Genomic DNA, 23,522 nt, shown 5'->3' with positions numbered 1-23,522 from the left:
GTCTTGAAGAGTGACAAAAGCAGTATACATTGACCCGCAAGGGCAATGCATTTGCAGAAAGTAATCTTTGAGCATCGCTTTACTTGTTAAAGCAAATCGAACTTTTAATTGAAGAGTTTGATCATGGCTCAGATTGAACGCTGGCGGCAGGCCTAACACATGCAAGTCGAGCGGCAGCGGAAAGTAGCTTGCTACTTTGCCGGCGAGCGGCGGACGGGTGAGTAATGTCTGGGAAACTGCCCGATGGAGGGGGATAACTACTGGAAACGGTAGCTAATACCGCATAACGTCTTCGGACCAAAGTGGGGGACCTTCGGGCCTCACACCATCGGATGTGCCCAGATGGGATTAGCTAGTAGGTGAGGTAATGGCTCACCTAGGCGACGATCCCTAGCTGGTCTGAGAGGATGACCAGCCACACTGGAACTGAGACACGGTCCAGACTCCTACGGGAGGCAGCAGTGGGGAATATTGCACAATGGGCGCAAGCCTGATGCAGCCATGCCGCGTGTGTGAAGAAGGCCTTCGGGTTGTAAAGCACTTTCAGCGAGGAGGAAGGCAGTCGTGTTAATAGCGCGACTGATTGACGTTACTCGCAGAAGAAGCACCGGCTAACTCCGTGCCAGCAGCCGCGGTAATACGGAGGGTGCAAGCGTTAATCGGAATTACTGGGCGTAAAGCGCACGCAGGCGGTTTGTTAAGTCAGATGTGAAATCCCCGCGCTTAACGTGGGAACTGCATTTGAAACTGGCAAGCTAGAGTCTTGTAGAGGGGGGTAGAATTCCAGGTGTAGCGGTGAAATGCGTAGAGATCTGGAGGAATACCGGTGGCGAAGGCGGCCCCCTGGACAAAGACTGACGCTCAGGTGCGAAAGCGTGGGGAGCAAACAGGATTAGATACCCTGGTAGTCCACGCTGTAAACGATGTCGACTTGGAGGTTGTGCCCTTGAGGCGTGGCTTCCGGAGCTAACGCGTTAAGTCGACCGCCTGGGGAGTACGGCCGCAAGGTTAAAACTCAAATGAATTGACGGGGGCCCGCACAAGCGGTGGAGCATGTGGTTTAATTCGATGCAACGCGAAGAACCTTACCTACTCTTGACATCCACGGAACTTGGTAGAGATACCTTGGTGCCTTCGGGAACCGTGAGACAGGTGCTGCATGGCTGTCGTCAGCTCGTGTTGTGAAATGTTGGGTTAAGTCCCGCAACGAGCGCAACCCTTATCCTTTGTTGCCAGCACGTAATGGTGGGAACTCAAAGGAGACTGCCGGTGATAAACCGGAGGAAGGTGGGGATGACGTCAAGTCATCATGGCCCTTACGAGTAGGGCTACACACGTGCTACAATGGCATATACAAAGAGAAGCAAACTCGCGAGAGCCAGCGGACCTCATAAAGTATGTCGTAGTCCGGATTGGAGTCTGCAACTCGACTCCATGAAGTCGGAATCGCTAGTAATCGTAGATCAGAATGCTACGGTGAATACGTTCCCGGGCCTTGTACACACCGCCCGTCACACCATGGGAGTGGGTTGCAAAAGAAGTAGGTAGCTTAACCTTCGGGAGGGCGCTTACCACTTTGTGATTCATGACTGGGGTGAAGTCGTAACAAGGTAACCGTAGGGGAACCTGCGGTTGGATCACCTCCTTACCTAACGATATTGCATCGAGTGAGTGCTCACAACAGATTGTCTGATGAAAAAGTAACGAGCAGAAAAATCTTTATAGGCTTGTAGCTCAGGTGGTTAGAGCGCACCCCTGATAAGGGTGAGGTCGGTGGTTCAAGTCCACTCAGGCCTACCAAATTCGCACTTATGCTGCATTATGGGCTGAGCACGGATGAACAGGTTTCCTGAAAGGGAAAGGCTGTAATTCGCCGCGAGTGGTAATAAAGATTTCTGCCAGTGACTGTATGGGGCTATAGCTCAGCTGGGAGAGCGCCTGCCTTGCACGCAGGAGGTCAGCGGTTCGATCCCGCTTAGCTCCACCATATCCATATAGTCCTTGATAATACTTCAGAGTGTACTGGCAACAGTATGCTGCGAAGTATTTTGCTCTTTAACAATCTGGAACAAGCTGAAAATTGAAACCTGACAGCTGAAACTTATCCCTCCGTAGCGTTATTGGGGTAAGGACTAACCTGTCAGAGAGTCTCTCAATTGTTTACAGCACGACTGTTGTTTTCTGTTTACAGGAAACACCTTCGGGTTGTGAGGTTAAGTGACTAAGCGTACACGGTGGATGCCTAGGCAGTCAGAGGCGATGAAGGGCGTGCTAATCTGCGAAAAGTGTCGGTAAGCTGATATGAAGCGTTATAACCGGCAATACCCGAATGGGGAAACCCAGTGCAATTCGTTGCACTATCGTATGGTGAATACATAGCCATACGAGGCGAACCGGGGGAACTGAAACATCTAAGTACCCCGAGGAAAAGAAATCAACCGAGATTCCCCCAGTAGCGGCGAGCGAACGGGGAAGAGCCCAGAACCTGAATCAGTGGGTGTGTTAGTGGAAGCGTCTGGAAAGTCGCGCAGTAAAGGGTGATAGCCCCGTACACTAAAATGCATGCATTGTGAGTTCGATGAGTAGGGCGGGACACGTGACATCCTGTCTGAATATGGGGGGACCATCCTCCAAGGCTAAATACTCCTGACTGACCGATAGTGAACCAGTACCGTGAGGGAAAGGCGAAAAGAACCCCGGCGAGGGGAGTGAAATAGAACCTGAAACCGTGTACGTACAAGCAGTGGGAGCCTACTAGTTGGGTGACTGCGTACCTTTTGTATAATGGGTCAGCGACTTATATTTTGTAGCAAGGTTAACCGAATAGGGGAGCCGTAGGGAAACCGAGTCTTAACTGGGCGAATAGTTGCAAGGTATAGACCCGAAACCCGGTGATCTAGCCATGGGCAGGTTGAAGGTTGGGTAACACTAACTGGAGGACCGAACCGACTAATGTTGAAAAATTAGCGGATGACTTGTGGCTGGGGGTGAAAGGCCAATCAAACCGGGAGATAGCTGGTTCTCCCCGAAAGCTATTTAGGTAGCGCCTCGTGAACTCATCTTCGGGGGTAGAGCACTGTTTCGGCTAGGGGGCCATCCCGGCTTACCAACCCGATGCAAACTCCGAATACCGAAGAATGTTATCACGGGAGACACACGGCGGGTGCTAACGTCCGTCGTGAAGAGGGAAACAACCCAGACCGCCAGCTAAGGTCCCAAAGTCATGGTTAAGTGGGAAACGATGTGGGAAGGCATAGACAGCCAGGATGTTGGCTTAGAAGCAGCCATCATTTAAAGAAAGCGTAATAGCTCACTGGTCGAGTCGGCCTGCGCGGAAGATGTAACGGGGCTAAACCATGCACCGAAGCTGCGGCAGCGACGCTTAGGCGTTGTTGGGTAGGGGAGCGTTCTGTAAGCCGTTGAAGGTGGTCTGTGAGGGCTGCTGGAGGTATCAGAAGTGCGAATGCTGACATAAGTAACGATAAAGCGGGTGAAAAACCCGCTCGCCGGAAGACCAAGGGTTCCTGTCCAACGTTAATCGGGGCAGGGTGAGTCGACCCCTAAGGCGAGGCCGAAAGGCGTAGTCGATGGGAAACGGGTTAATATTCCCGTACTCGGTGTTACTGCGAAGGGGGGACGGAGAAGGCTAGGCTAGCCGGGCGACGGTTGTCCCGGTTTAAGCGTGTAGGGGGAGAGAATTGGTAAATCCGTTCTCTTATTCAACCCTGAGGCGTGATGACGATGCACTACGGTGCAGAAGTGGTTGATGCCAAGCTTCCAGGAAAAGCCTCTAAGCTCCAGGTAACACAGAATCGTACCCCAAACCGACACAGGTGGTCAGGTAGAGAATACCCAGGCGCTTGAGAGAACTCGGGTGAAGGAACTAGGCAAAATGGTGCCGTAACTTCGGGAGAAGGCACGCTGGCGCGTAGGTGAAGAGACTTGCTCTCGGAGCTGAAGCCAGTCGCAGATACCAGCTGGCTGCAACTGTTTAATAAAAACACAGCACTGTGCAAACACGAAAGTGGACGTATACGGTGTGACGCCTGCCCGGTGCTGGAAGGTTAATTGATGGGGTTAGCGGCAACGCGAAGCTCTTGATCGAAGCCCCAGTAAACGGCGGCCGTAACTATAACGGTCCTAAGGTAGCGAAATTCCTTGTCGGGTAAGTTCCGACCTGCACGAATGGCGTAATGATGGCCAGGCTGTCTCCACCCGAGACTCAGTGAAATTGAACTCGCTGTGAAGATGCAGTGTACCCGCGGCAAGACGGAAAGACCCCGTGAACCTTTACTATAGCTTGACACTGAACATTGAGCCTTGATGTGTAGGATAGGTGGGAGGCATCGAAGTGTGGACGCCAGTCTGCATGGAGCCAACCTTGAAATACCACCCTTTAATGTTTGATGTTCTAACTCGGCCCCGTGATCCGGGGTGAGGACAGTGTCTGGTGGGTAGTTTGACTGGGGCGGTCTCCTCCCAAAGAGTAACGGAGGAGCACGAAGGTTAGCTAATCACGGTCGGACATCGTGAGGTTAGTGCAAAGGCATAAGCTAGCTTGACTGCGAGAGTGACGGCTCGAGCAGGTACGAAAGTAGGTCTTAGTGATCCGGTGGTTCTGAATGGAAGGGCCATCGCTCAACGGATAAAAGGTACTCCGGGGATAACAGGCTGATACCGCCCAAGAGTTCATATCGACGGCGGTGTTTGGCACCTCGATGTCGGCTCATCACATCCTGGGGCTGAAGTAGGTCCCAAGGGTATGGCTGTTCGCCATTTAAAGTGGTACGCGAGCTGGGTTTAGAACGTCGTGAGACAGTTCGGTCCCTATCTGCCGTGGGCGTTGGAAGATTGAGAGGGGTTGCTCCTAGTACGAGAGGACCGGAGTGAACGCACCACTGGTGTTCGGGTTGTCATGCCAATGGCACTGCCCGGTAGCTAAGTGCGGAAAAGATAAGCGCTGAAAGCATCTAAGCGCGAAACTTGCCTCGAGATGAGTCTTCCCTGGGCCTTTAAGGTCCCTGAAGGAACGTTTAAGACTAAGACGTTGATAGGCTGGGTGTGTAAGTGCAGCGATGCATTGAGCTAACCAGTACTAATGAACCGTGAGGCTTAACCTTACAACACCGAAGGTGTTTTAGTGAGAGACAGAATATAAGTTTTGATTTTCAGCGATGTTCTTAGATTGGTTCTGGTGGTTACGTGTAGAGACATGTAACGGCCTGGAATGAAACAGAATTTGCCTGGCGGCAATAGCGCGGTGGTCCCACCTGACCCCATGCCGAACTCAGAAGTGAAACGCCGTAGCGCCGATGGTAGTGTGGGGTCTCCCCATGCGAGAGTAGGACACTGCCAGGCATCAAACAAAGGTTATCAGAGTGACATCTGGTAATAGCGAAATCGCAGAAGCGGTTTTGCCGGTATCGAAAGGTACCGCATGAAAGAATCGGTGGAGCGGTAGTTCAGTTGGTTAGAATACCTGCCTGTCACGCAGGGGGTCGCGGGTTCGAGCCCCGTCCGTTCCGCCACTTATTTGATTATGCCTGCTAAAATTAGCAGGCATAATGTTAAGCACGATTTAGGGGCGTAGCTCAGTTGGTAGAGCACCGGTCTCCAAAACCGGGTGTCGCGAGTTCGAGTCTCTCCGCCCCTGCCATATTAGAAACCCTTTGCGAAAGCGAAGGGTTTTTTTTGCTTCAAATTTTCCTCAAACAACCTCGTTTATCACAACATCTTGCCTAATACTCCTGCCGAAACCGTTCCCATTTTAGACATTTTTAGCTGAATCCATGCACAAATTGGTTGTAATACTAGGGTGTGATAGCGCTCATCATTCCAATCTGCAGTTCGGTTACATCTTATTAGCCCTAAAGTTTTTTGGGCACATCTCACTGAAGCGAATACACCAACAGCCATCTCTGCCTGAGCTTGTTGCATTCTGAGCAGAGCGAGGAGAAAAACATGTATAAGCGTTTACTGTTAGCGGCCGCTGTAAGCGGTGTGTTGATGGGGGCGGCTCAGGCCGAACCATTGGTTGTCGGCTTTTCTCAGATCGGTTCCGAATCAGGGTGGCGTTCGGCAGAAACCAAAGTGTCGAAACAGGAAGCGGAGAAACGTGGTATTACGCTGAAGATCGCTGATGCGCAACAGAAACAGGAAAACCAGATTAAAGCGGTAAGATCTTTTATTGCACAAGGTGTTGATGCCATTTTCATCGCACCAGTGGTCGCCACCGGTTGGGCTCCGGTACTGCAAGAAGCGAAAGAAGCCAAAATCCCGGTCTTCTTGCTGGACCGTATGATCGAAGTGAACGATCCGTCGCTATATACCGCCGCTGTGGCTTCAGACAGCGTGCATGAGGGCAAGGTCGCAGGGGAATGGTTGGTCAAAGAAGTGGCTGGCAAACCTTGTAACATTGTCGAACTGCAAGGGACGGTAGGATCCAGCGTGGCGATCAACCGCAAGAAAGGTTTCGCTGACGGCATTGTTTCTGCCGATAACCTCAAAATCATCCGTTCGCAGTCTGGTGACTTTACCCGCAGCAAAGGTAAAGAAGTGATGGAAAGCTTTATCAAGGCGGAACAGAACGGCAAAAATATCTGCGCTGTTTATGCCCATAATGACGATATGGCGATTGGTGCTATTCAGGCCATCAAAGAAGCGGGTCTCAAACCAGGTTCGCAAATCAAGGTTGTTTCCATCGACGGTGTACCGGATATCTTCAAAGCCATGATCAATGGCGAGGCCAACGCTACGGTTGAACTGACGCCAAACATGGCGGGCCCAGCATTTGATGCTCTCCTGGCGATGAAAAAAGACGGTACCCAACCAACAAAATTCATCCAAACCGAATCAAAGTTGCTGCAACCTGACACCGCCAAGCAGGAATTCGAAATGAAGAAAAGCATGGGTTATTGATGGCAACAGGCGGGATAAATGATGGCCACACCTCAGACAACGTTACTGGTAATAAGCGGTTTATCCGTTGAGTTTCCGGGCGTAAAAGCGCTGGATCAGGTTGATTTTACGTTACAGCGCGGCGAGGTTGTGGCGCTTTTGGGGGAAAATGGTGCGGGGAAATCGACGTTAATCAAAGCATTAACCGGGGTTTACCCGCGTTCCGCTGGTGAGGTTCGCTTGGAGGGTAAAGCAATTGCGCCGCAAAGCACCGCGCAGGCGCAGGCGCTGGGTATTGGCACTGTTTATCAGGAAGTTAACCTGCTACCGAATATTTCGGTCGCGGCTAACCTGTTTATTGGCCGTGAACCCACCCGTTTTGGTTTGGTCGATCAAAAAACCATGCTGCGTAATTCACAACAACTGCTCAAGGGTTATGGCCTGGAGTTGGATGTCAGCCAGCCGCTAGGCAATTATTCGATTGCCATTCAGCAAATTGTTGCGATTGCCCGGGCCGTCGATCTTTCCGCCAAAGTGTTGATTCTGGATGAACCTACCGCCAGCCTGGATGCAAAAGAAGTCACCATGCTGTTGGATATTCTGAGCCAGTTGCGATCGCAGGGAATGGGGATGATTTTTGTCACCCATTTCCTTGAGCAGGTATATCGCATCAGCGATCGTATTACCGTATTGCGTAACGGCAAACTGGTAGGAACCCGCATTACCGCCGAGTTGCCCCGGCTTGAACTGGTGCAGATGATGCTGGGACACAGTTTTGATGAAACCTTGCTGAAGCGCGCTGCGCATGAGGCGGTACAGGCTGCGCCGTTGGTGGCGTTTAGCGGTTATGGCCGGCGTGGCATGGTTGAACCGTTCGAGCTGGCGCTACGCCCAGGTGAAATTGTCGGCTTGGCAGGCTTACTGGGCTCAGGCCGTACCGAAACCGCACAGTTGATCTTTGGTATCAAGAAACCGGACAAAGGTCAGGCAACCGTCGAGGGCAAGCCGGTGGAGATCCGTACGCCGCGTAAAGCTGCCAGCCTGGGGTTTGGCTATTGCCCGGAGGATCGTAAAACCGACGGTATTGTTGGCGCCGCAACGGTAAGGGAAAACATCATCTTAGCGCTGCAAGCGCAGCGTGGTTGGCTGAAGCCTTTAGCCCTGCGTGAACAAACCAAAATTGCCGAAAGTTTTATCCAACTGCTGGGCATCCGCACGCCGGGGCCGGAACAGCAGATTCAGTATCTTTCTGGCGGTAACCAACAGAAGGTGCTGCTTTCACGCTGGCTGGCGACCAAACCCCGTTTTCTTATTTTAGACGAACCGACACGCGGTATTGATGTCGGGGCGCATGCGGAAATTATCCGCCTGATAGAGCGGTTGTGCGATGAAGGGCTGGCACTGCTGGTGATCTCCTCAGAACTGGAGGAACTGGCAGGGTACGCCGATCGTATTGTGGTGTTGCGTGACAGAAAGCATGTGGCGCAGCTCGATCATGATGCCATTACGGTTCCCGCCATTATGCAGGCTATTGCAGTGCAACAGGGGGCAGGATGAACCAGAGGAGTTTTTCCATGACCGGTGGAGCGCGCAAGATCAGATGGACTATGCCTACTGGGGCGACGCAACTGGGGGCGCTGGCGGTCATTTTGATCATAGATAGCCTGGTCGCTCCGAACTTTTTCTCGATTCATATTCAGGATGGGCGCTTGTTTGGCAGCGTTATTGATATTCTCAATCGTGGTGCCCCAGTCGCGCTATTGGCGCTAGGAATGACGTTGGTGATTGCCACCGGCGGTATTGATTTGTCCGTTGGTGCCGTCATGGCGATCGCGGGTGCGACCGCTGCCACGATGACCAGCGCAGGATACCCACTGGCCTGCGTATTAGGGGCGGCATTGGTTGTGGGAGCACTGTGCGGCTTGTGGAACGGTTTTCTGGTGGCGGTGTTACAGATACAACCGATCGTGGCCACGTTGATGCTGATGGTGGCCGGGCGTGGTATTGCCCAACTGATTACTGAGGGGCAGATTGTCACCTTCGAGCGTGAAGGGTTGGCACAATTGGGCAGTGGTACGCTGATGTATTTGCCGATGCCGGTGATTATTGCTGCGGTAATGCTGCTGTTGATTTGGCTGTTAACGCGCAAAACGGCGTTGGGGCTGTTTATTGAAGCGGTAGGTATCAATTTACGCTCGGCGCGCAATGCGGGTGTTAACACGCAGTGGGTCGTTATCGCGGTGTATGTCATCTGTGGCCTGTGCGCAGCGGTGGCCGGTATTATCGTTACGGCAGATATCCGTGGGGCTGATGCCAATAATGCCGGCTTATGGCTGGAGCTGGATGCGATTCTGGCGGTGGTGATTGGCGGAGGATCGCTATTAGGTGGGCGTTTCAACCTGTTGTTGTCGGTGGTAGGGGCCTTGATTATCCAGGGAATGAATACCGGCATTCTGCTTTCCGGCTATAAACCTGAATTCAATCTGGTGTTGAAGGCGATGGTGGTATTGGCGGTGCTGATGGTGCAATCCCCGAGCGTTTCATTACACCGGCTGTGGCGGAGACGAAAACCATGATGAAACGTAATTTGCCGTTGTTAATCACGATCGCGGTGTTCCTGCTTGGCTACGCTTTTTGCCTCAGCCAGTTCCCTGGTTTTGCCTCAACGCGCGTGTGGTGCGATCTGCTGACCGATAACGCGTTTCTCGGTATTGTCGCGGTGGGGATGACCTTTGTGATCCTGTCCGGCGGGATCGATCTGTCGGTCGGTTCAGTGATTGCTTTCACCGGCGTGCTGCTGGCGAAACTGATTGGCAGCTACGGTATTGCCCCCGGCTATGCTTTTATGATTGCGCTGCTGATGGGAGCCTCTTTTGGTGCTTTGATGGGGTGGATCATTGATGCTCTCAAGCTACCAGCATTTATTATCACTCTGGCAGGTATGTTCTTCGTTCGCGGTATGAGTTTTATTGTCTCGGAAGAGTCGATACCGATCGATCACCCGCTGTATGCCACGTTGGCAAACTATGCCTGGAAATTACCGGGTGGCGGGCGGCTTACCTTGCTGGCGTTGGTGATGTTGTTGGTAGTGGCAATAGGCATGGTGTTGGCGCACCGCACACGCTTTGGTCATAACGTCTATGCCATCGGTGGTAACCCGGTTTCTGCGGCATTGATGGGCGTGCCGGTGCAGCGCACGACGGTATTGATTTACCTGCTTTCCAGCACATTGGCCGCGCTGTCCGGGATTGTCTTTTCGCTGTATACCTCGGCGGGCTACGCGCTGGCGGCCAGCGGCGTTGAACTGGACGCCATTGCAGCGGTAGTCATCGGCGGCACGCTGCTGACCGGCGGCGTCGGCACCATACTGGGAACCCTGTTTGGCGTGTTGATTCAAGGATTAATCCAGAGCTATATCACTTTCGACGGTACGCTAAGCTCTTGGTGGACCAAGATCGTCATCGGCATTCTGCTGTTCTGCTTTATCGGCCTCCAGAAGGCGATGAGCGCGTTTTGGCTGGCAAGAAGGGCGAAGCCCAGTCAACCGCGACTGAAGCCGCTATAGCGCTTTAGGCTGCGGTATTTAAAGGTATTTTCAGCAGTTGGCGGATGAGCGGCTGCTGATCGCTGTTTTGCAGCCACACCGCGTATAGCGGGCGAACGATGGCTGGCGTATCGGCCGCCACAACCAACTGTGGGTACTCTTTTTCCCACTGGCTGGGCAGAAAGGCACAACCTCCGGTGGTTTCCAGCAGTTGACGCGTCAGATGTGCCGAGGTGGTGGTCAGCACCGGCATAGTTTCGCTGTCCAGCATGCGGCTTTCCTGTTGGTGAAAGTCTGCTCCCCATTCCAGCTTGATATAAGGCATCGGTGCCTGCTTGTCGCGCAAGGCGGAGGAGAATAGCCGCAGCGAGAAGTTACCCAGCAGTTGGCTCGCCAACTCCTCCATCTTTGGCGGCTCGGTGGTAATCAGTAAATCAAGCTGTCTTTCATGCAGCTGTTTCACCAGAGAATGGCGTAACGCGATTCTGGCCTCCAGTTGCAACGCTTCCCGCTGTTGGTAGAGCGATTGCAGCCAGGGTGTCAGATAAGCCTCCCACAACGATGCGGTTGCGCCGATCGAAAGCTCGGTGTGCTGCAACGATCGCACAACTTCCTTTTTTGCCAACTGCCAGGTATTCATCAGGCTTTCAGCGTAGGGCAGCAGTCGTTCGCCGGCTGGCGTCAGGCGGATATTATTGCGGTGACGGGTGAATAAATTTGCACCTAATTGATTTTCAAGCTGGCGGATGCGGAAACTCACCGCAGACTGCGTTAAGTACAGGGATTCCGCTGCCCGGCCAAAGTGACGCGTTCTACTGACCTCCAAAAAGGTTTTCAGTAATTCGGTATCCACACCTGTCTCCAAAATTTTTTGTCGTTAGGATTTAAATGTTTTGTTTTACACAATGTCAAGCCTATCTAATACTCCGCGCCATAAACAGCACGGCCATGAGAGAATTAGGAGCGTGTCAGATGGCGGATAGCTTCATCACGACCAATCGTTTTTTTGATAATAAACACTATCCTCGCGGGTTCTCCCGTCACGGCGATTTCACCATTAAAGAAGCGCAATTGCTAGAGCGTTTCGGGTATGCGTTCAACGAGTTGGATGCGGGCAAACGTCAGCCAGCCACTGAAGAAGAACAACAGTTCGTCGCAGTGTGCCGTGGTGAGCGTGAGGCCGCGACCGAGCAAGAGAAAGTATGGGCCAAGTATCTGGCGCGCACTCGCCGCCCGAAAAAGTTCCATACGCTGTCAGGCGGCAAGCCGCAGGCAGATGCGGTGGAAGATTACACCGACAGCGACGATTGATCACCATGGGGCCTTTGGGCCCCATTTTTTTACTCCAGGCTGCGGTGTAACTGCAGTAACAGCCGATCCATGCTGCGATAGCTGAGGGCTTCGCTCAGGTGGCGTTTATCGATATCCTTCTCCCCGGCTAAATCTGCCAGCGTGCGCGCCACTTTTAGGATGCGATGCCAGGCACGAACCGACAGCCCCAGCTTACTCAGTGTCGCTTCCAGAAAATCTGCTTCTGCCGCTGGCAAGTGGCAATCCCGATCCACTTCTCGGTTATTCAATAGCGCATTCACCTTGCCTGCCCTGGTCAGCTGCCGTTCGCGTGCCTGCAACACCCGCTGGCGCACCTGCTGGCTGCTTTCGCCGACGCTGCGTTGCTTACCCAGCATCCCCGGCGGTAACAGCGGCACTTCAATCGACAAATCAAAACGATCGAGAAACGGGCCGGAGAGCCGCCCAAGATAGCGCAGGATCTGTTGTGGCGGCGTACGATTATGCACGCCCTGGTAGTGGCCGGTTGGGCTGGGGTTCATGGCTGCAATGAGTTGCACCCGTGCCGGGAAGCGTACTTTGGCTGCGGCGCGTGAAATCACGATCTCACCCGATTCCAACGGTTCACGCAGGGCATCCAGCACCCGTCGTTCAAATTCCGGCAACTCATCAAGAAACAGAACGCCATTATGCGCCATAGAAATTTCCCCTGGCCGGGGCAGTGAACCTCCACCGACCAGTGCCGCCATAGAAGCGCTGTGGTGGGGCGCGCGGAATGGCCGCTGTCGCCATGGCAGCGTTTCATCAGGGTGATGCAATAAACTGGCGACCGCAACGCTCTCTAAGGCTTCCTGATCGCTCAGCGGGGGGAGTAATCCATTGAGTCGGCTGGCCAACATGGTTTTTCCGGTGCCCGGCGGGCCGAGTAACAACAGGTTATGGCCACCAGCGGCGGCGATTTCCAATGCACGCTTGGCCTGCTCTTGGCCGATGATCTCCTGCAGATCGGCGGTTTCTGCTGGCGCTTCAGCCGCAGGCGGAGCGACAGCGTTCGGTAGCTCTCCTTTTCCTTGCAGGAAGGCGCAAACTTCCAACAAGTGTTCCGCTACTCGCGTGTTGTTATCTGGCAGCAGGCCCGTTTCTTTGCCGTTGGCTGTCGCCAGAATCAACCCCCGGCCTGCTTCTGTTGCCGCTATTGCTGCTGGGATCGCCCCGTTGACGGCTCGCAGCGCACCCGAAAGCGCCAACTCACCGAGAAATTCATAGCGCATCAGTTGGTCGACAGGAAGTTGCCCTGAAGCGGCGAGGATCGCCAGTGCAATCGGTAAATCGTAGCGCCCGCCTTCTTTAGGTAAATCGGCGGGTGCCAGGTTGACGGTGATCCGCTTGGCCGGAAAGGTGAAGCCATTGTTGATCAGCGCGCTGCGTACCCGATCGCGCGCCTCTTTTACCGTGGCTTCTGGCAGGCCGACTAATGCCAAGCCAGGTAAACCATTGCTGATATGAACTTCCACGGTGACCGACGGTGCCTGAACACCGATAGTGGCGCGGGTATAAACGACCGCCAGTGACATAGTGCTCTCCTTGCTGAAGGCCACATGATGCGGGAGCTGCGGAAGAGATGCGCGTCGGGAATGGCTGACTTGCGCAACGCTGTGCAATCAAAATTTGTTTATTTCAGTTGGTGAACATCAACGTGCGAAGTTGTACGCATCTTGCTGCAATGCTCTTTCACAATTCGTTACGGGTGACGAGCGTGCTGAGTGCCAAGGCATCGGGTTAGCGTGTTAGCGTTTGAATTACCAGTAGTTTGTTTGAGGTATGACCAGATTGCGATGAATAATAACGCAAAAAAATGTTGTCATACCACCTGCTGCTATGGTAACTCTGTAGGCATTAGTTCGACGCGAGCACAGTGAACAAACCCATTATGAAAGCCTTTATCCAAGTGATTAGCCTAGTCGTGATTAGCGTGGTGGTGATTATTATCCCACCGTGCGGGGCTGCACTTGGACGAATAAAGGCTTAGAAAACAAGCCGGAATCGCAAGAGAACCCCCCGCACCGTCAGGTCCGGGGGTTTTTTTATGCCAAGAGAAAAGCAAAACGAGGAGCAGAGAATGAACAACGGAATAAAATCCTGCCTTTCCCGCAGTAAGGCGGGGAAATAACCATGAATGGTGCTCAGTGGGTAGTTCAAGCGTTGCGTGCACAGGGAGTGGATACGGTATTCGGCTATCCGGGCGGCGCAATTATGCCGGTCTACGATGCATTGTATGACGGCGGGGTAGAACACCTACTGTGTCGCCATGAACAGGGTGCTGCGATAGCCGCCATCGGTTACGCCCGTTCCAGCGGTAAAGTCGGCGTATGTATCGCCACCTCCGGCCCTGGTGCCACTAACCTGATCACCGGTCTGGCGGATGCGCTGCTGGATTCGGTGCCGGTGGTGGCTATCACCGGTCAGGTCGGTTCTGCGTTGATTGGTACCGATGCTTTTCAGGAGATCGATGTTCTGGGCTTGTCTCTGGCCTGTACCAAGCACAGTTTCCTGGTGGAATCACTGGAAGCGCTGCCTGGCATCATGGCTGAAGCCTTTGCTATTGCCACCAGCGGCCGCCCTGGCCCGGTCCTGATCGATATCCCGAAAGACATCCAGTTGGCACAGGGCGATTTACCGCCTCACCTGATGCCGGTAGAAGCCGAACTGGAACACCCGGTTGCTGAACTGGCTCAGGCCACGCGGCTGCTGGCGCAGGCGCAGCGGCCAATGCTGTACATCGGTGGTGGAGTGGGGATGGCGCAAGCGGTGCCCGCATTACGTGAGTTTATCGCGGTGACCCAGATCCCTGCCGTTGCCACCCTTAAAGGGCTGGGCGCACCCGATGCCGACCATCCTTACTATCTCGGCATGCTGGGTATGCACGGTACTAAAGCTGCCAACTTTGCGGTACAAGAGTGTGACCTGCTGATCGCCGTTGGCGCCCGTTTTGACGACCGTGTGACCGGTAAACTGAACGCTTTTGCGCCGCATGCCAAAGTGATCCACATGGATATCGATCCGGCAGAAATGAGCAAACTGCGCCAGGTGCACGTTGCTCTGCACGGTGATTTGAAAACCTTGCTGCCAGCCCTGCAACAGCCGGTGAATATCAGCGCCTGGCATCAGCGGGTGGCCGAGCTGAAAGAGATCCATGCCTGGCGCTACGATCATCCCGGTCAGCCAATCTATGCACCGCTGTTACTGAAGCAACTCTCTGAACGCAAACCGGCCAATACCATCGTGACCACCGACGTGGGCCAGCACCAGATGTGGGCTGCGCAACATATGACCTTTGATCGCCCGGAGAACTTCATCACCTCCAGCGGCCTGGGGACGATGGGCTTTGGTGTGCCTGCGGCGGTAGGTGCCCAGATGGCGCATCCTGAAAACATGGTGATCTGCGTGTCCGGCGATGGTTCTTTCATGATGAACGTGCAGGAACTGGGCACCATCAAACGCAAGCAGCTGCCGTTGAAGATCGTGTTAGTGGATAACCAGCGTTTAGGGATGGTTCGTCAGTGGCAGCAACTGTTTTTTGATGGGCGTTACAGCGAAACCAACCTCTCCGATAACCCCGATTTCCTGATATTGGCCAGTGCCTTCGGCATCCCCGGCCAGCGTATTACCCGTAAAGACCAGGTCGCAGACGCGCTCGATGCCTTGCTCAACAGCGAAGGGCCTTATCTGTTACAGGTTTCCATTGATGAGCTCGAGAACGTCTGGCCGCTGGTGCCGCCGGGCGCAGGTAACGAAACTATGTTGGAGAAAGTATCATGATGCAGCATCAACTCTCGATCCAGGCCCGCTTCCGCCCAGAAATGTTAGAGCGCGTATTGCGCGTGGTACGCCACCGTGGTTTTCAGGTTTGCGCCATGAATATGGCTGCGGGTATCAATCCTGACAATATTAATATTGAATTGACCGTTGCCAGCCAGCGCTCTGTGGATTTACTGTCATCACAGTTAAGCAAGCTGATGGATGTTTCCAGCGTTGAGGTTCAGCAACAACTATCACAACAAATACGCGCCTGATTGCGCCACAAGGAATGGAACAATGACAAAGAAAGCCGATTACATTTGGTTTAATGGTGAGATGGTTCCCTGGGCCGAGGCTAAAGTACACGTGATGTCACATGCGCTGCATTACGGCACCTCGGTATTCGAAGGCGTACGTTGCTATGATTCCCACCTGGGTCCGGTAGTATTCCGCCACCGTGAACACATGCAGCGCCTGCATGATTCGGCCAAAATCTACCGCATGCCGGTGGAGCAGAGCATCGACGAACTGATGGAAGCCTGCCGTGCCACGCTGCGTAAAAACAATCTGGTGAGTGCGTATATTCGTCCGCTGGTGTTTATCGGCGATGTTGGGATGGGCGTTAACCCACCGCCTGGCTATAAAACTGACGTGATTATCGCTGCGTTTCCTTGGGGCGCGTATCTGGGCGAAGATGCGCTGGACCAAGGTATCGATGCGATGGTTTCTTCCTGGCACCGTGTGGCACCTAACACCATTCCAACCGCCGCCAAAGCGGGCGGTAACTACCTTTCTTCCCTGCTGGTGGGCAGCGAAGCACGCCGCCACGGCTATCAGGAAGGTATCGCGCTGGATGTTCACGGCTACATCTCTGAAGGGGCCGGTGAGAACCTGTTTGAAGTGAAAGATGGCGTGCTGTTTACTCCGCCATTCACTTCTTCTGCACTACCGGGCATCACCCGTGACGCTATTATCAGGCTGGCGAAGGACATGGGCTTTGAAGTGCGCGAGCAGGTGCTTTCCCGTGAGTCACTGTATCTGGCGGACGAAGTATTTATGTCCGGCACGGCGGCGGAAATCACCCCGGTGCGCAGCGTTGACGGCATCCAGGTCGGGATCGGCAAATGTGGCCCAATCACCAAGCAGATCCAGCAGGCGTTCTTTGGCCTGTTCACCGGCAAAACCGCAGATAAGTACGGTTGGCTGGATCCCGTGAATCAATAACGACAGACATCAGTAAACGGGCGGCCCGTTCGCCGCCGGTAAAATGAATATATTTGGAGTGAATAAGCATGCCTAAGTACCGTTCCGCTACCACCACCCACGGCCGCAACATGGCGGGTGCCCGCGCATTATGGCGCGCGACCGGGATGACCGACGCCGATTTCGGCAAACCGATTATTGCGGTGGTCAACTCCTTTACCCAGTTCGTCCCGGGCCATGTGCATCTGCGCGACTTGGGTAAACTGGTTGCCGAACAGATCGAAGCCTCCGGCGGTGTGGCAAAAGAGTTCAACACTATTGCCGTGGATGATGGGATCGCCATGGGTCACGGTGGCATGCTGTACTCCCTGCCGTCGCGCGAACTGATTGCCGACTCGGTGGAATACATGGTGAATGCCCACTGCGCCGATGCGATGGTGTGTATCTCCAACTGCGACAAAATCACCCCGGGGATGATGATGGCAGCGATGCGCCTGAACATTCCGGTGATCTTCGTTTCCGGCGGCCCGATGGAAGCCGGTAAAACCAAGCTGTCGGACAAAATCATCAAGCTGGATCTGATCGATGCGATGATCCAGGGCGCGAACCCGAACGTCAGCGATGCCGACAGCGAACAGATTGAACGTTCCGCCTGCCCGACCTGTGGTTCCTGTTCCGGCATGTTTACCGCCAACTCGATGAACTGCCTGACCGAAGCGCTCGGCCTGTCGCAACCGGGTAACGGTTCGCTGCTGGCGACCCACGCCGATCGTAAAGAGCTGTTCCTCAATGCCGGTAAGCGTATCGTTGAGCTGACCAAGCGTTACTACGAGCAAGACGACGAAAGCGCACTGCCGCGTAATATCGCCAACAAGGCGGCGTTCGAAAACGCCATGACGCTGGATATCGCCATGGGCGGTTCCACCAACACCGTATTGCACCTGCTGGCATCGGCGCAGGAAGGCGAAGTTGACTTCACCATGGAGGATATCGATCGCCTGTCGCGCAAAGTGCCGCACCTGTGCAAAGTGGCACCGAGCACGCAGAAATACCATATGGAAGATGTGCACCGCGCTGGTGGTGTGATCGGCATCCTTGGTGAGCTGGATCGTGCCGGGTTGCTGAATCGCGACGTAGGTAACGTGCTGGGGCTGAGCCTGCCGCAGATGCTGGAAGCCTACGACGTGATGCTGACCAAAGATGAAGCGGTGAAGAAAATGTACTCTGCAGGCCCGGCAGGTATCCGCACCACGCAGGCATTCTCACAGGATTGCCGTTGGGATTCGCTGGATACCGACCGTCAGGAAGGCTGTATCCGCACGCGTGAGCATGCTTACAGCCAGGACGGTGGCTTGGCAGTGCTGTACGGCAACCTGGCAGAAGACGGCTGTATCGTTAAAACCGCCGGTGTGGATAAAGACAGCCTGATCTTCAGTGGTCCGGCCAAAGTGTTCGAGAGCCAGGAAGATGCGGTAGACGCGATCCTCGGCGGCAAAGTGGTGGCTGGTGACGTGGTGGTGATCCGCTACGAAGGTCCGAAAGGCGGACCGGGCATGCAGGAAATGCTCTACCCGACCACGTATCTGAAGTCCATGGGCCTGGGCAAGGCCTGTGCGCTGATCACCGATGGCCGTTTCTCCGGCGGTACCTCTGGTCTGTCGATTGGTCACGCTTCACCGGAAGCGGCCAGCGGCGGCGTGATTGGCCTGGTGCAGGACGGCGATATGATCGCCATCGATATCCCGCAGCGTGGTATTGCCTTGGATGTGTCGGACAGCGAACTGGCTGCCCGCCGTGAAGCGGAACTGGCACGCGGCGACGCAGCCTGGACGCCAAAAGCCCGTGAACGCCAGGTCTCTTATGCGCTGCGCGCTTATGCGACGCTGGCCACCAGCGCCGATAAAGGCGCAGTACGCGATAAAAGCAAGCTGGGAGGCTGATACAAATGGCGGAATCCCTTCCCCTATCCGACGCTCCCTGCGGCGCGGAGTATCTGCGAGCGGTGCTCCGCTCGCCGGTTTACGAGGTGGCTCAGGTCACCCCGTTGCAGGCGATGGACAAAATCTCTGCGCGCCTCGGTAATACCATTCTGGTGAAGCGCGAAGATCGTCAGCCGGTGCACAGCTTCAAGCTGCGCGGGGCTTACGCGATGATTGCCAGCCTGAATGAAGAGCAGAGAGCCCACGGCGTGATCACCGCTTCGGCCGGTAATCACGCGCAGGGTGTGGCGTTTTCCGGTAACCGGTTGGGGATCAAAACCCTGATCGTGATGCCGGTGTCCACTGCGGACATCAAAGTGGATGCGGTGCGCAGTTTCGGTGGCGAAGTGCTGTTGCACGGTGCCAATTTCGACGAAGCCAAAGCCAAAGCAATCGCACTTTCACAGCAGCAAGGGATGACCTTTGTGCCGCCGTTCGATCACCCGATGGTGATCGCCGGGCAGGGCACGTTGGCCATGGAACTGTTGCAGCAGGACGCACATCTGGATCGGGTTTTCGTTCCAGTCGGTGGCGGCGGCTTGGCGGCGGGTGTGGCGGTGCTGATCAAGCAACTGATGCCACAGATCAAAGTGATCGGTGTCGAAGCGGAAGATTCCGCCTGCCTGCGTGCGGCGTTGGATGCTGGCCATCCGGTGGACTTGGCGCGTGTCGGGCTGTTTGCCGAAGGCGTGGCGGTGAAACGCATTGGTGACGAAACCTTCCGCCTGTGCAGCGAGTATCTTGACGATGTGATCACCGTCGACAGCGATGCGATCTGCGCGGCGGTGAAGGATCTGTTTGAAGACGTGCGGGCAATCGCCGAACCTTCAGGCGCGCTGGCGCTGGCCGGGCTGAAAAAATACGTGCAGCAGCACAATATTCAGGGCGAACGCTTGGCGCATGTGCTTTCCGGTGCCAACGTGAACTTCCACGGCTTGCGTTATGTTTCTGAACGCTGCGAACTGGGTGAACAACGCGAAGCGCTGCTGGCGGTGACCATTCCAGAACAGAAGGGCAGCTTCCTGAAGTTCTGCCAACTGCTGGGCGGCCGTGCGGTGACCGAGTTCAACTATCGTTACGCCGATGCCGATCATGCGTGCATCTTCGTCGGCGTGCGCTTAACGCGTGGCCGCGCCGAGCGGCTGGAGATCATCAACGAGCTGAACAGCGGTGGTTATCAGGTAGTGGATCTGTCTGACGACGAAATGGCTAAGCTGCACGTGCGCTACATGGTCGGCGGGCGACCGTCGAAACCGCTGCGCGAGCGCCTGTACAGCTTCGAATTCCCAGAATCGCCTGGTGCGTTACTCAAGTTTTTGCAAACGCTGGGGACTCACTGGAATATCTCCCTGTTCCATTACCGCAGCCACGGCACCGATTTTGGCCGCGTGTTGGCGGGCTTTGAGCTGTCGCAGAGCGAGCCGGAGTTTGATCAGCACCTGACGGCGCTGGGCTACGATTGCCACGATGAAACCGACAATCCGTCATTCCGTTTCTTTTTGCAGGGCTGAAATCAGCGACAAGGACAGCGCATGGCTAATGAGTTCACCGGTTTCAGTCAGCAAGGGCTGAGTTTTCTTCAGCAGGTGCGGATTGAGAACGACAAAGAATGGTTTGAAGCGAATCGCGATGTGTACGATCGTGAGCTGTTAACGCCGTTCCGCGCGCTGGTGGAGGCACTCAGCCCGGCGATGTTGGCTATCGATCCGTACTTCGAAACCCGGCCAGCGATTGGTAAAACGCTGTCGCGTATTCATCGCGACACGCGTTTCTCCCATGACAAATCGCGCTATCGCAGCCGCATGTGGCTGACCTTCAAACGGCCAAGCAAAGACTGGAAAGATGCGCCGGTGTATTTCTTTGAACTGGGGCCGGACATGCTGCGTTATGGGCTGGGTTATTACAGCGCCAACAAACCGACGATGGATCTGTTCCGCCATACCCTGCGGCATCGGCCACAGCCGTTTTTAGAGGTGGCCGCTTGTTGCCGTGCGCCGTTTGAACTGATGGGGGAAAGCTACAAACGGCCGCTGGTGAAAGAGCAGGTACCCGAGATCGCCACCTGGTACAACCGCAAATCCTTTGCGGTGATGGCCACCGACAGCCAGGTGGAAAAGCTGTTCAGCGCCGATCTGATTTCCCTGCTGGCTCAGGATTTTTTGCAGCTTGAACCGCTTTACCACTGGCTGATGCAGGTGGAGGCGATGAAGCAGATCGATCCAGCAGATCTATGAATGCCCGTCGTCTTTCAAACCGTAGCGCGATTAGCTTCGCTTAGATTATTTTGGGTAGAGCAACTGCCAAAACGCCTCGATCAGCGGTTCGCTGAGGCGTTTTTTTTGCACGCAAACGCCCAGTTCGAACGGTTCAACCATGGAAATATGGTCCAGCGTTGAAATGCGGTTGCGTACCGGTTCCGGGCTGTTGTCCACCACCACGCTCGGGATCAGCGCAATGCCGCAGCCGAGGGCGACCATCGAGACAATCGCTTCGTGGCCGCCGACGGTGGCGTAAATCAGCGGGTTGGTAATGCGCTGGCGGCGGAACCACAGCTCGATACGTTTGCGCGAAGGGCCGTGCTCCGGCAGGATAAACGGAATATTGGCCCAGTCAGGTTGATCGGCAAAGGCCTGAGCGCGCACCGCGCACGGCAGGGCAGGGGCAATCAGCACCAGCGGGATCTCGCCGATCTGGGTAAATGCCACGCTGGTGGGCAGGGTTTCCGGCCGCCCGGCGATGCCGAGATCGGCTTCGTTGGACTGCACTTTATCCACCGCATCGGCGGCATCGCCGGTGGTCAGCTTGATTTCCACCAGCGGGTGCTGGGCGCGGAAGCGATCCAGGATCGGCGGTAAATGGCTGTAGGCGGCGGTGACCGAGCAGAACAGCCGCAGTTCGCCGCTTAGCGAAGGGCCGTGCTGGCCGAGCGCATGTTTTAGCTGCTGATATTGCAGCAGCGTTTGCTGGGCAAACACTTTCAGTTGTTCACCGGCATCGGTCAGCTGTACGGTGCGGTTATCACGCAGAAACAGCGGTTGCCCAAGAATTTCTTCCAGCCGTTGGATCTGGCGGGAAAGCGTGGACGGGCTGACGTGCATCGCCTTGGCGGTACGGCCAAAGTGATGACTTTCAGCAAGATGCAGGAACAGCTTGAGATCACGCAAATCCATATCAGTACGCTCGCAGTGAGAGTGTTGCATAAATTGCAATATCACATTCGTAATATATCAATTTAAGCAACGCAATTCCTGTTATACATTGAACGCAACTTATCCCGCATACACCGAGCGGGGAATGAACCTTACATCTTACCGGAGTAAACCATGGCTAATTATTTCAACACATTGAACCTGCGTCAGCAGTTGGCGCAATTGGGTAAGTGCCGTTTCATGGCGCGTGACGAATTTGCTGATGAAGCGGGCTACCTGAAAGGCAAAAAAGTGGTGATTGTCGGCTGTGGCGCACAAGGGCTGAACCAGGGCCTGAACATGCGTGATTCCGGCCTGGATGTGGCCTATGCGCTGCGTAAAGAAGCCATTGAAGAGAAACGTGCCTCATGGCGCAAAGCCACCGAGAACGGCTTCAAGGTAGGCACTTACGAAGATCTGATCCCTCAGGCCGATCTGGTGGTTAACCTGACGCCAGACAAGCAGCACTCCTCTGTAGTCCGCGCAGTACAGCCGCTGATGAAAGACGGCGCAGCGCTGGGTTACTCCCACGGCTTCAACATCGTTGAAGTGGGTGAGCAAGTGCGTAAAGACATCACCGTGGTGATGGTAGCGCCTAAGTGCCCAGGTACTGAAGTACGCGAAGAATACAAGCGTGGTTTCGGTGTGCCAACGCTGATCGCCGTTCACCCGGAAAACGATCCAAAAGGTGAAGGTATGGCGATTGCCAAGGCATGGGCAGCGGCCACCGGCGGCCATCGTGCGGGCGTGCTGGAATCTTCCTTCGTAGCAGAAGTGAAATCTGACCTGATGGGTGAGCAGACCATCCTGTGCGGTATGTTGCAGGCGGGTTCTCTGCTGTGCTTCGACAAGCTGGTAGCTGAAGGCACCGATGCTGCTTACGCAGAAAAACTGATTCAGTTCGGCTGGGAAACCATCACCGAAGCGCTGAAGCAGGGTGGCATCACCCTGATGATGGATCGCCTGTCTAACCCGGCCAAACTGCGTGCTTACGCGCTGTCTGAGCAACTGAAAGGCATCATGGCTCCGCTGTTCCAGAAACACATGGACGACATCATCTCTGGCGCCTTCTCCAGCGGTATGATGGCCGACTGGGCAGAAGACGATGTGAAACTGCTGACCTGGCGTGAAGAGACCGGTAAAACGGCCTTCGAAAACGCACCACAGTTTGCGGGCAAAATCAGCGAGCAGGAATACTTTGATAACGGCGTGCTGATGGTGGCTATGGTGAAAGCGGGCGTTGAGCTGGCGTTCGAAACCATGGTGGATTCCGGCATCATCGAAGAGTCTGCTTACTACGAATCACTGCACGAACTGCCGCTGATCGCCAACACCATCGCGCGTAAGCGTCTGTATGAAATGAACGTGGTGATCTCGGATACTGCGGAATACGGTAACTACCTGTTCGCCAACGCGGCAGTGCCGTTGCTGAAAGATTTCATGAAGACCCTGCAAGCGGGCGATCTGGGCAAATCTGTTGCTGGCACTTCCGTGGATAACGCGCAACTGCGTGATGTGAATGAAGCCGTTCGCAACCACCCAATCGAATCTGTTGGCCGCAAACTGCGTGGCTATATGACCGATATGAAACGCATTGCGGTTGCAGGCTAAATACCCGTCGTC

Annotated in this window: 16 protein-coding genes, 4 tRNA genes and 3 rRNA genes; 20 read left to right on the top strand and 3 right to left on the bottom strand. The window is 54.7% G+C overall.

The window, feature by feature from the left end:
• The first annotated feature begins 105 nt into the window (after window positions 1-105).
• The 11 genes from ACX1CU_RS23180 to yjfF all read left to right on the top strand — a co-directional run bounded on the left by ACX1CU_RS23180 (window position 106) and on the right by yjfF (window position 10,462).
• Window positions 106-1,648, top strand: a 16S ribosomal RNA gene (locus ACX1CU_RS23180).
• 75 nt (window positions 1,649-1,723) lie between these two features.
• Window positions 1,724-1,800 (top strand) — tRNA-Ile (locus ACX1CU_RS23175).
• Between the two features lie 111 nt (window positions 1,801-1,911).
• Window positions 1,912-1,987: transfer RNA gene (locus ACX1CU_RS23170), tRNA-Ala, on the top strand.
• Between the two features lie 224 nt (window positions 1,988-2,211).
• Window positions 2,212-5,120: ribosomal RNA gene (locus ACX1CU_RS23165) — 23S ribosomal RNA — on the top strand.
• A gap of 122 nt (window positions 5,121-5,242) precedes the next feature.
• Window positions 5,243-5,358, top strand: a 5S ribosomal RNA gene (gene rrf / locus ACX1CU_RS23160).
• The 16S, 23S and 5S rRNA genes sit together here with 4 tRNA genes alongside, the layout of an rRNA operon.
• 93 nt (window positions 5,359-5,451) lie before the next feature.
• Window positions 5,452-5,528: transfer RNA gene (locus ACX1CU_RS23155), tRNA-Asp, on the top strand.
• A gap of 52 nt (window positions 5,529-5,580) precedes the next feature.
• A tRNA-Trp gene (locus ACX1CU_RS23150) sits at window positions 5,581-5,656 on the top strand.
• 305 nt (window positions 5,657-5,961) lie between these two features.
• Window positions 5,962-6,918 carry a galactofuranose ABC transporter, galactofuranose-binding protein YtfQ gene (gene ytfQ, locus ACX1CU_RS23145; protein ID WP_459400515.1) on the top strand — a complete coding sequence of 319 codons (957 nt, stop codon included), beginning with the start codon at window positions 5,962-5,964 and terminating at the stop codon, window positions 6,916-6,918.
• A 21-nt stretch (window positions 6,919-6,939) separates the two neighbouring features.
• Window positions 6,940-8,454 carry a galactofuranose ABC transporter, ATP-binding protein YtfR gene (ytfR, locus tag ACX1CU_RS23140; protein WP_459402895.1) on the top strand — a complete coding sequence of 505 codons (1,515 nt, stop codon included), beginning with the start codon at window positions 6,940-6,942 and terminating at the stop codon, window positions 8,452-8,454.
• Complete coding sequence (ytfT, locus tag ACX1CU_RS23135; RefSeq protein ID WP_459400514.1) at window positions 8,451-9,473, top strand: galactofuranose ABC transporter, ATP-binding protein YtfT; 1,023 nt, start codon at window positions 8,451-8,453, stop codon at window positions 9,471-9,473. The genes ytfR and ytfT overlap by 4 nt, the downstream gene beginning before the upstream one ends.
• Window positions 9,470-10,462 carry a galactofuranose ABC transporter, permease protein YjfF gene (yjfF, locus tag ACX1CU_RS23130; RefSeq protein ID WP_459400513.1) on the top strand — a complete coding sequence of 331 codons (993 nt, stop codon included), beginning with the start codon at window positions 9,470-9,472 and terminating at the stop codon, window positions 10,460-10,462. The genes ytfT and yjfF overlap by 4 nt, the downstream gene beginning before the upstream one ends.
• A 4-nt stretch (window positions 10,463-10,466) precedes the next feature.
• Here the strand turns inward: yjfF and hdfR are convergent, their stop codons facing one another.
• Window positions 10,467-11,294, bottom strand: coding sequence for an HTH-type transcriptional regulator HdfR (gene hdfR / locus ACX1CU_RS23125; RefSeq protein ID WP_459400512.1), 828 nt, complete (start codon window positions 11,292-11,294; stop codon window positions 10,467-10,469).
• A 119-nt stretch (window positions 11,295-11,413) separates the two neighbouring features.
• On the opposite strand from hdfR, the gene ACX1CU_RS23120 reads away from it, so the two are divergent.
• The gene (locus ACX1CU_RS23120) at window positions 11,414-11,752 is read left to right on the top strand and encodes a MaoP family protein (RefSeq protein WP_459400511.1); all 339 of its coding nucleotides are present in this window, start codon (window positions 11,414-11,416) and stop codon (window positions 11,750-11,752) included.
• Window positions 11,753-11,781: 29 nt separating this feature from the next.
• Here the strand turns inward: ACX1CU_RS23120 and ACX1CU_RS23115 are convergent, their stop codons facing one another.
• Window positions 11,782-13,305, bottom strand: a complete 1,524-nt coding sequence (locus tag ACX1CU_RS23115) for a YifB family Mg chelatase-like AAA ATPase (RefSeq protein ID WP_459400510.1) — start codon at window positions 13,303-13,305, stop codon at window positions 11,782-11,784.
• Window positions 13,306-13,661: 356 nt separating this feature from the next.
• Here ACX1CU_RS23115 and ilvL point away from each other — a divergent pair, with 356 nt between their 5' ends.
• The 7 genes from ilvL (at window position 13,662) to ACX1CU_RS23080 (ending at window position 20,945) form a co-directional block, all read left to right on the top strand.
• Window positions 13,662-13,760, top strand: a complete 99-nt coding sequence (gene ilvL, locus ACX1CU_RS23110; RefSeq protein WP_459400509.1) for an ilv operon leader peptide — start codon at window positions 13,662-13,664, stop codon at window positions 13,758-13,760.
• A 143-nt stretch (window positions 13,761-13,903) separates the two neighbouring features.
• Complete coding sequence (gene ilvG / locus ACX1CU_RS23105; protein WP_459400508.1) at window positions 13,904-15,550, top strand: acetolactate synthase 2 catalytic subunit; 1,647 nt, start codon at window positions 13,904-13,906, stop codon at window positions 15,548-15,550.
• Window positions 15,547-15,804 carry an acetolactate synthase 2 small subunit gene (gene ilvM / locus ACX1CU_RS23100; RefSeq protein ID WP_037403382.1) on the top strand — a complete coding sequence of 86 codons (258 nt, stop codon included), beginning with the start codon at window positions 15,547-15,549 and terminating at the stop codon, window positions 15,802-15,804. Before ilvG ends, ilvM begins: the two co-directional genes overlap by 4 nt.
• 22 nt (window positions 15,805-15,826) lie before the next feature.
• Window positions 15,827-16,753 carry a branched-chain amino acid transaminase gene (locus ACX1CU_RS23095; RefSeq protein WP_459400507.1) on the top strand — a complete coding sequence of 309 codons (927 nt, stop codon included), beginning with the start codon at window positions 15,827-15,829 and terminating at the stop codon, window positions 16,751-16,753.
• Between the two features lie 68 nt (window positions 16,754-16,821).
• Entirely contained in the window at window positions 16,822-18,672 is a 1,851-nt protein-coding gene (gene ilvD / locus ACX1CU_RS23090) for a dihydroxy-acid dehydratase (RefSeq protein ID WP_459400506.1), read from the top strand.
• A gap of 5 nt (window positions 18,673-18,677) precedes the next feature.
• Window positions 18,678-20,222, top strand: coding sequence for a threonine ammonia-lyase, biosynthetic (gene ilvA / locus ACX1CU_RS23085; protein WP_459400505.1), 1,545 nt, complete (start codon window positions 18,678-18,680; stop codon window positions 20,220-20,222).
• Between the two features lie 21 nt (window positions 20,223-20,243).
• Window positions 20,244-20,945 carry a DUF2461 domain-containing protein gene (locus ACX1CU_RS23080; protein WP_459400504.1) on the top strand — a complete coding sequence of 234 codons (702 nt, stop codon included), beginning with the start codon at window positions 20,244-20,246 and terminating at the stop codon, window positions 20,943-20,945.
• A 45-nt stretch (window positions 20,946-20,990) separates the two neighbouring features.
• On the opposite strand, the gene ilvY is transcribed toward ACX1CU_RS23080, so the two are convergent.
• Window positions 20,991-21,881 (bottom strand): HTH-type transcriptional activator IlvY, encoded by an 891-nt coding sequence (ilvY, locus tag ACX1CU_RS23075; RefSeq protein WP_459400503.1) that lies wholly within the window; start codon window positions 21,879-21,881, stop codon window positions 20,991-20,993.
• 153 nt (window positions 21,882-22,034) lie between these two features.
• On the opposite strand from ilvY, the gene ilvC reads away from it, so the two are divergent.
• The gene (gene ilvC, locus ACX1CU_RS23070; protein ID WP_459400502.1) at window positions 22,035-23,510 is read left to right on the top strand and encodes a ketol-acid reductoisomerase; all 1,476 of its coding nucleotides are present in this window, start codon (window positions 22,035-22,037) and stop codon (window positions 23,508-23,510) included.
• Window positions 23,511-23,522 lie beyond the last annotated feature (12 nt).

The organism is Serratia sp. D1N4 (assembly GCF_054552755.1).
The sequence above is the reverse complement of the archived record's forward strand: the minus strand, read 5'-3'. Positions and strand labels throughout refer to the sequence as shown.

Excerpts from the sequence above, each read along its gene's own strand:
- ilvD (WP_459400506.1), top strand. The coding sequence starts at position 16,822 with ATGCCTAAGTACCGTTCCGCTACCACCACCCACGGCCGCAACATGGCG.
- ACX1CU_RS23080 (WP_459400504.1), top strand. The coding sequence starts at position 20,244 with ATGGCTAATGAGTTCACCGGTTTCAGTCAGCAAGGGCTGAGTTTTCTT.
- ytfQ (WP_459400515.1), top strand. The coding sequence starts at position 5,962 with ATGTATAAGCGTTTACTGTTAGCGGCCGCTGTAAGCGGTGTGTTGATG.
- ilvA (WP_459400505.1), top strand. The coding sequence starts at position 18,678 with ATGGCGGAATCCCTTCCCCTATCCGACGCTCCCTGCGGCGCGGAGTAT.
- ilvY (WP_459400503.1), bottom strand. The coding sequence starts at position 21,881 with ATGGATTTGCGTGATCTCAAGCTGTTCCTGCATCTTGCTGAAAGTCAT.
- ilvG (WP_459400508.1), top strand. The coding sequence starts at position 13,904 with ATGAATGGTGCTCAGTGGGTAGTTCAAGCGTTGCGTGCACAGGGAGTG.
- yjfF (WP_459400513.1), top strand. The coding sequence starts at position 9,470 with ATGATGAAACGTAATTTGCCGTTGTTAATCACGATCGCGGTGTTCCTG.
- ytfT (WP_459400514.1), top strand. The coding sequence starts at position 8,451 with ATGAACCAGAGGAGTTTTTCCATGACCGGTGGAGCGCGCAAGATCAGA.
- ilvC (WP_459400502.1), top strand. The coding sequence starts at position 22,035 with ATGGCTAATTATTTCAACACATTGAACCTGCGTCAGCAGTTGGCGCAA.
- ACX1CU_RS23095 (WP_459400507.1), top strand. The coding sequence starts at position 15,827 with ATGACAAAGAAAGCCGATTACATTTGGTTTAATGGTGAGATGGTTCCC.
- ACX1CU_RS23115 (WP_459400510.1), bottom strand. The coding sequence starts at position 13,305 with ATGTCACTGGCGGTCGTTTATACCCGCGCCACTATCGGTGTTCAGGCA.
- ACX1CU_RS23120 (WP_459400511.1), top strand. The coding sequence starts at position 11,414 with ATGGCGGATAGCTTCATCACGACCAATCGTTTTTTTGATAATAAACAC.
- ilvL (WP_459400509.1), top strand. The coding sequence starts at position 13,662 with ATGAAAGCCTTTATCCAAGTGATTAGCCTAGTCGTGATTAGCGTGGTG.
- ilvM (WP_037403382.1), top strand. The coding sequence starts at position 15,547 with ATGATGCAGCATCAACTCTCGATCCAGGCCCGCTTCCGCCCAGAAATG.
- ytfR (WP_459402895.1), top strand. The coding sequence starts at position 6,940 with ATGGCCACACCTCAGACAACGTTACTGGTAATAAGCGGTTTATCCGTT.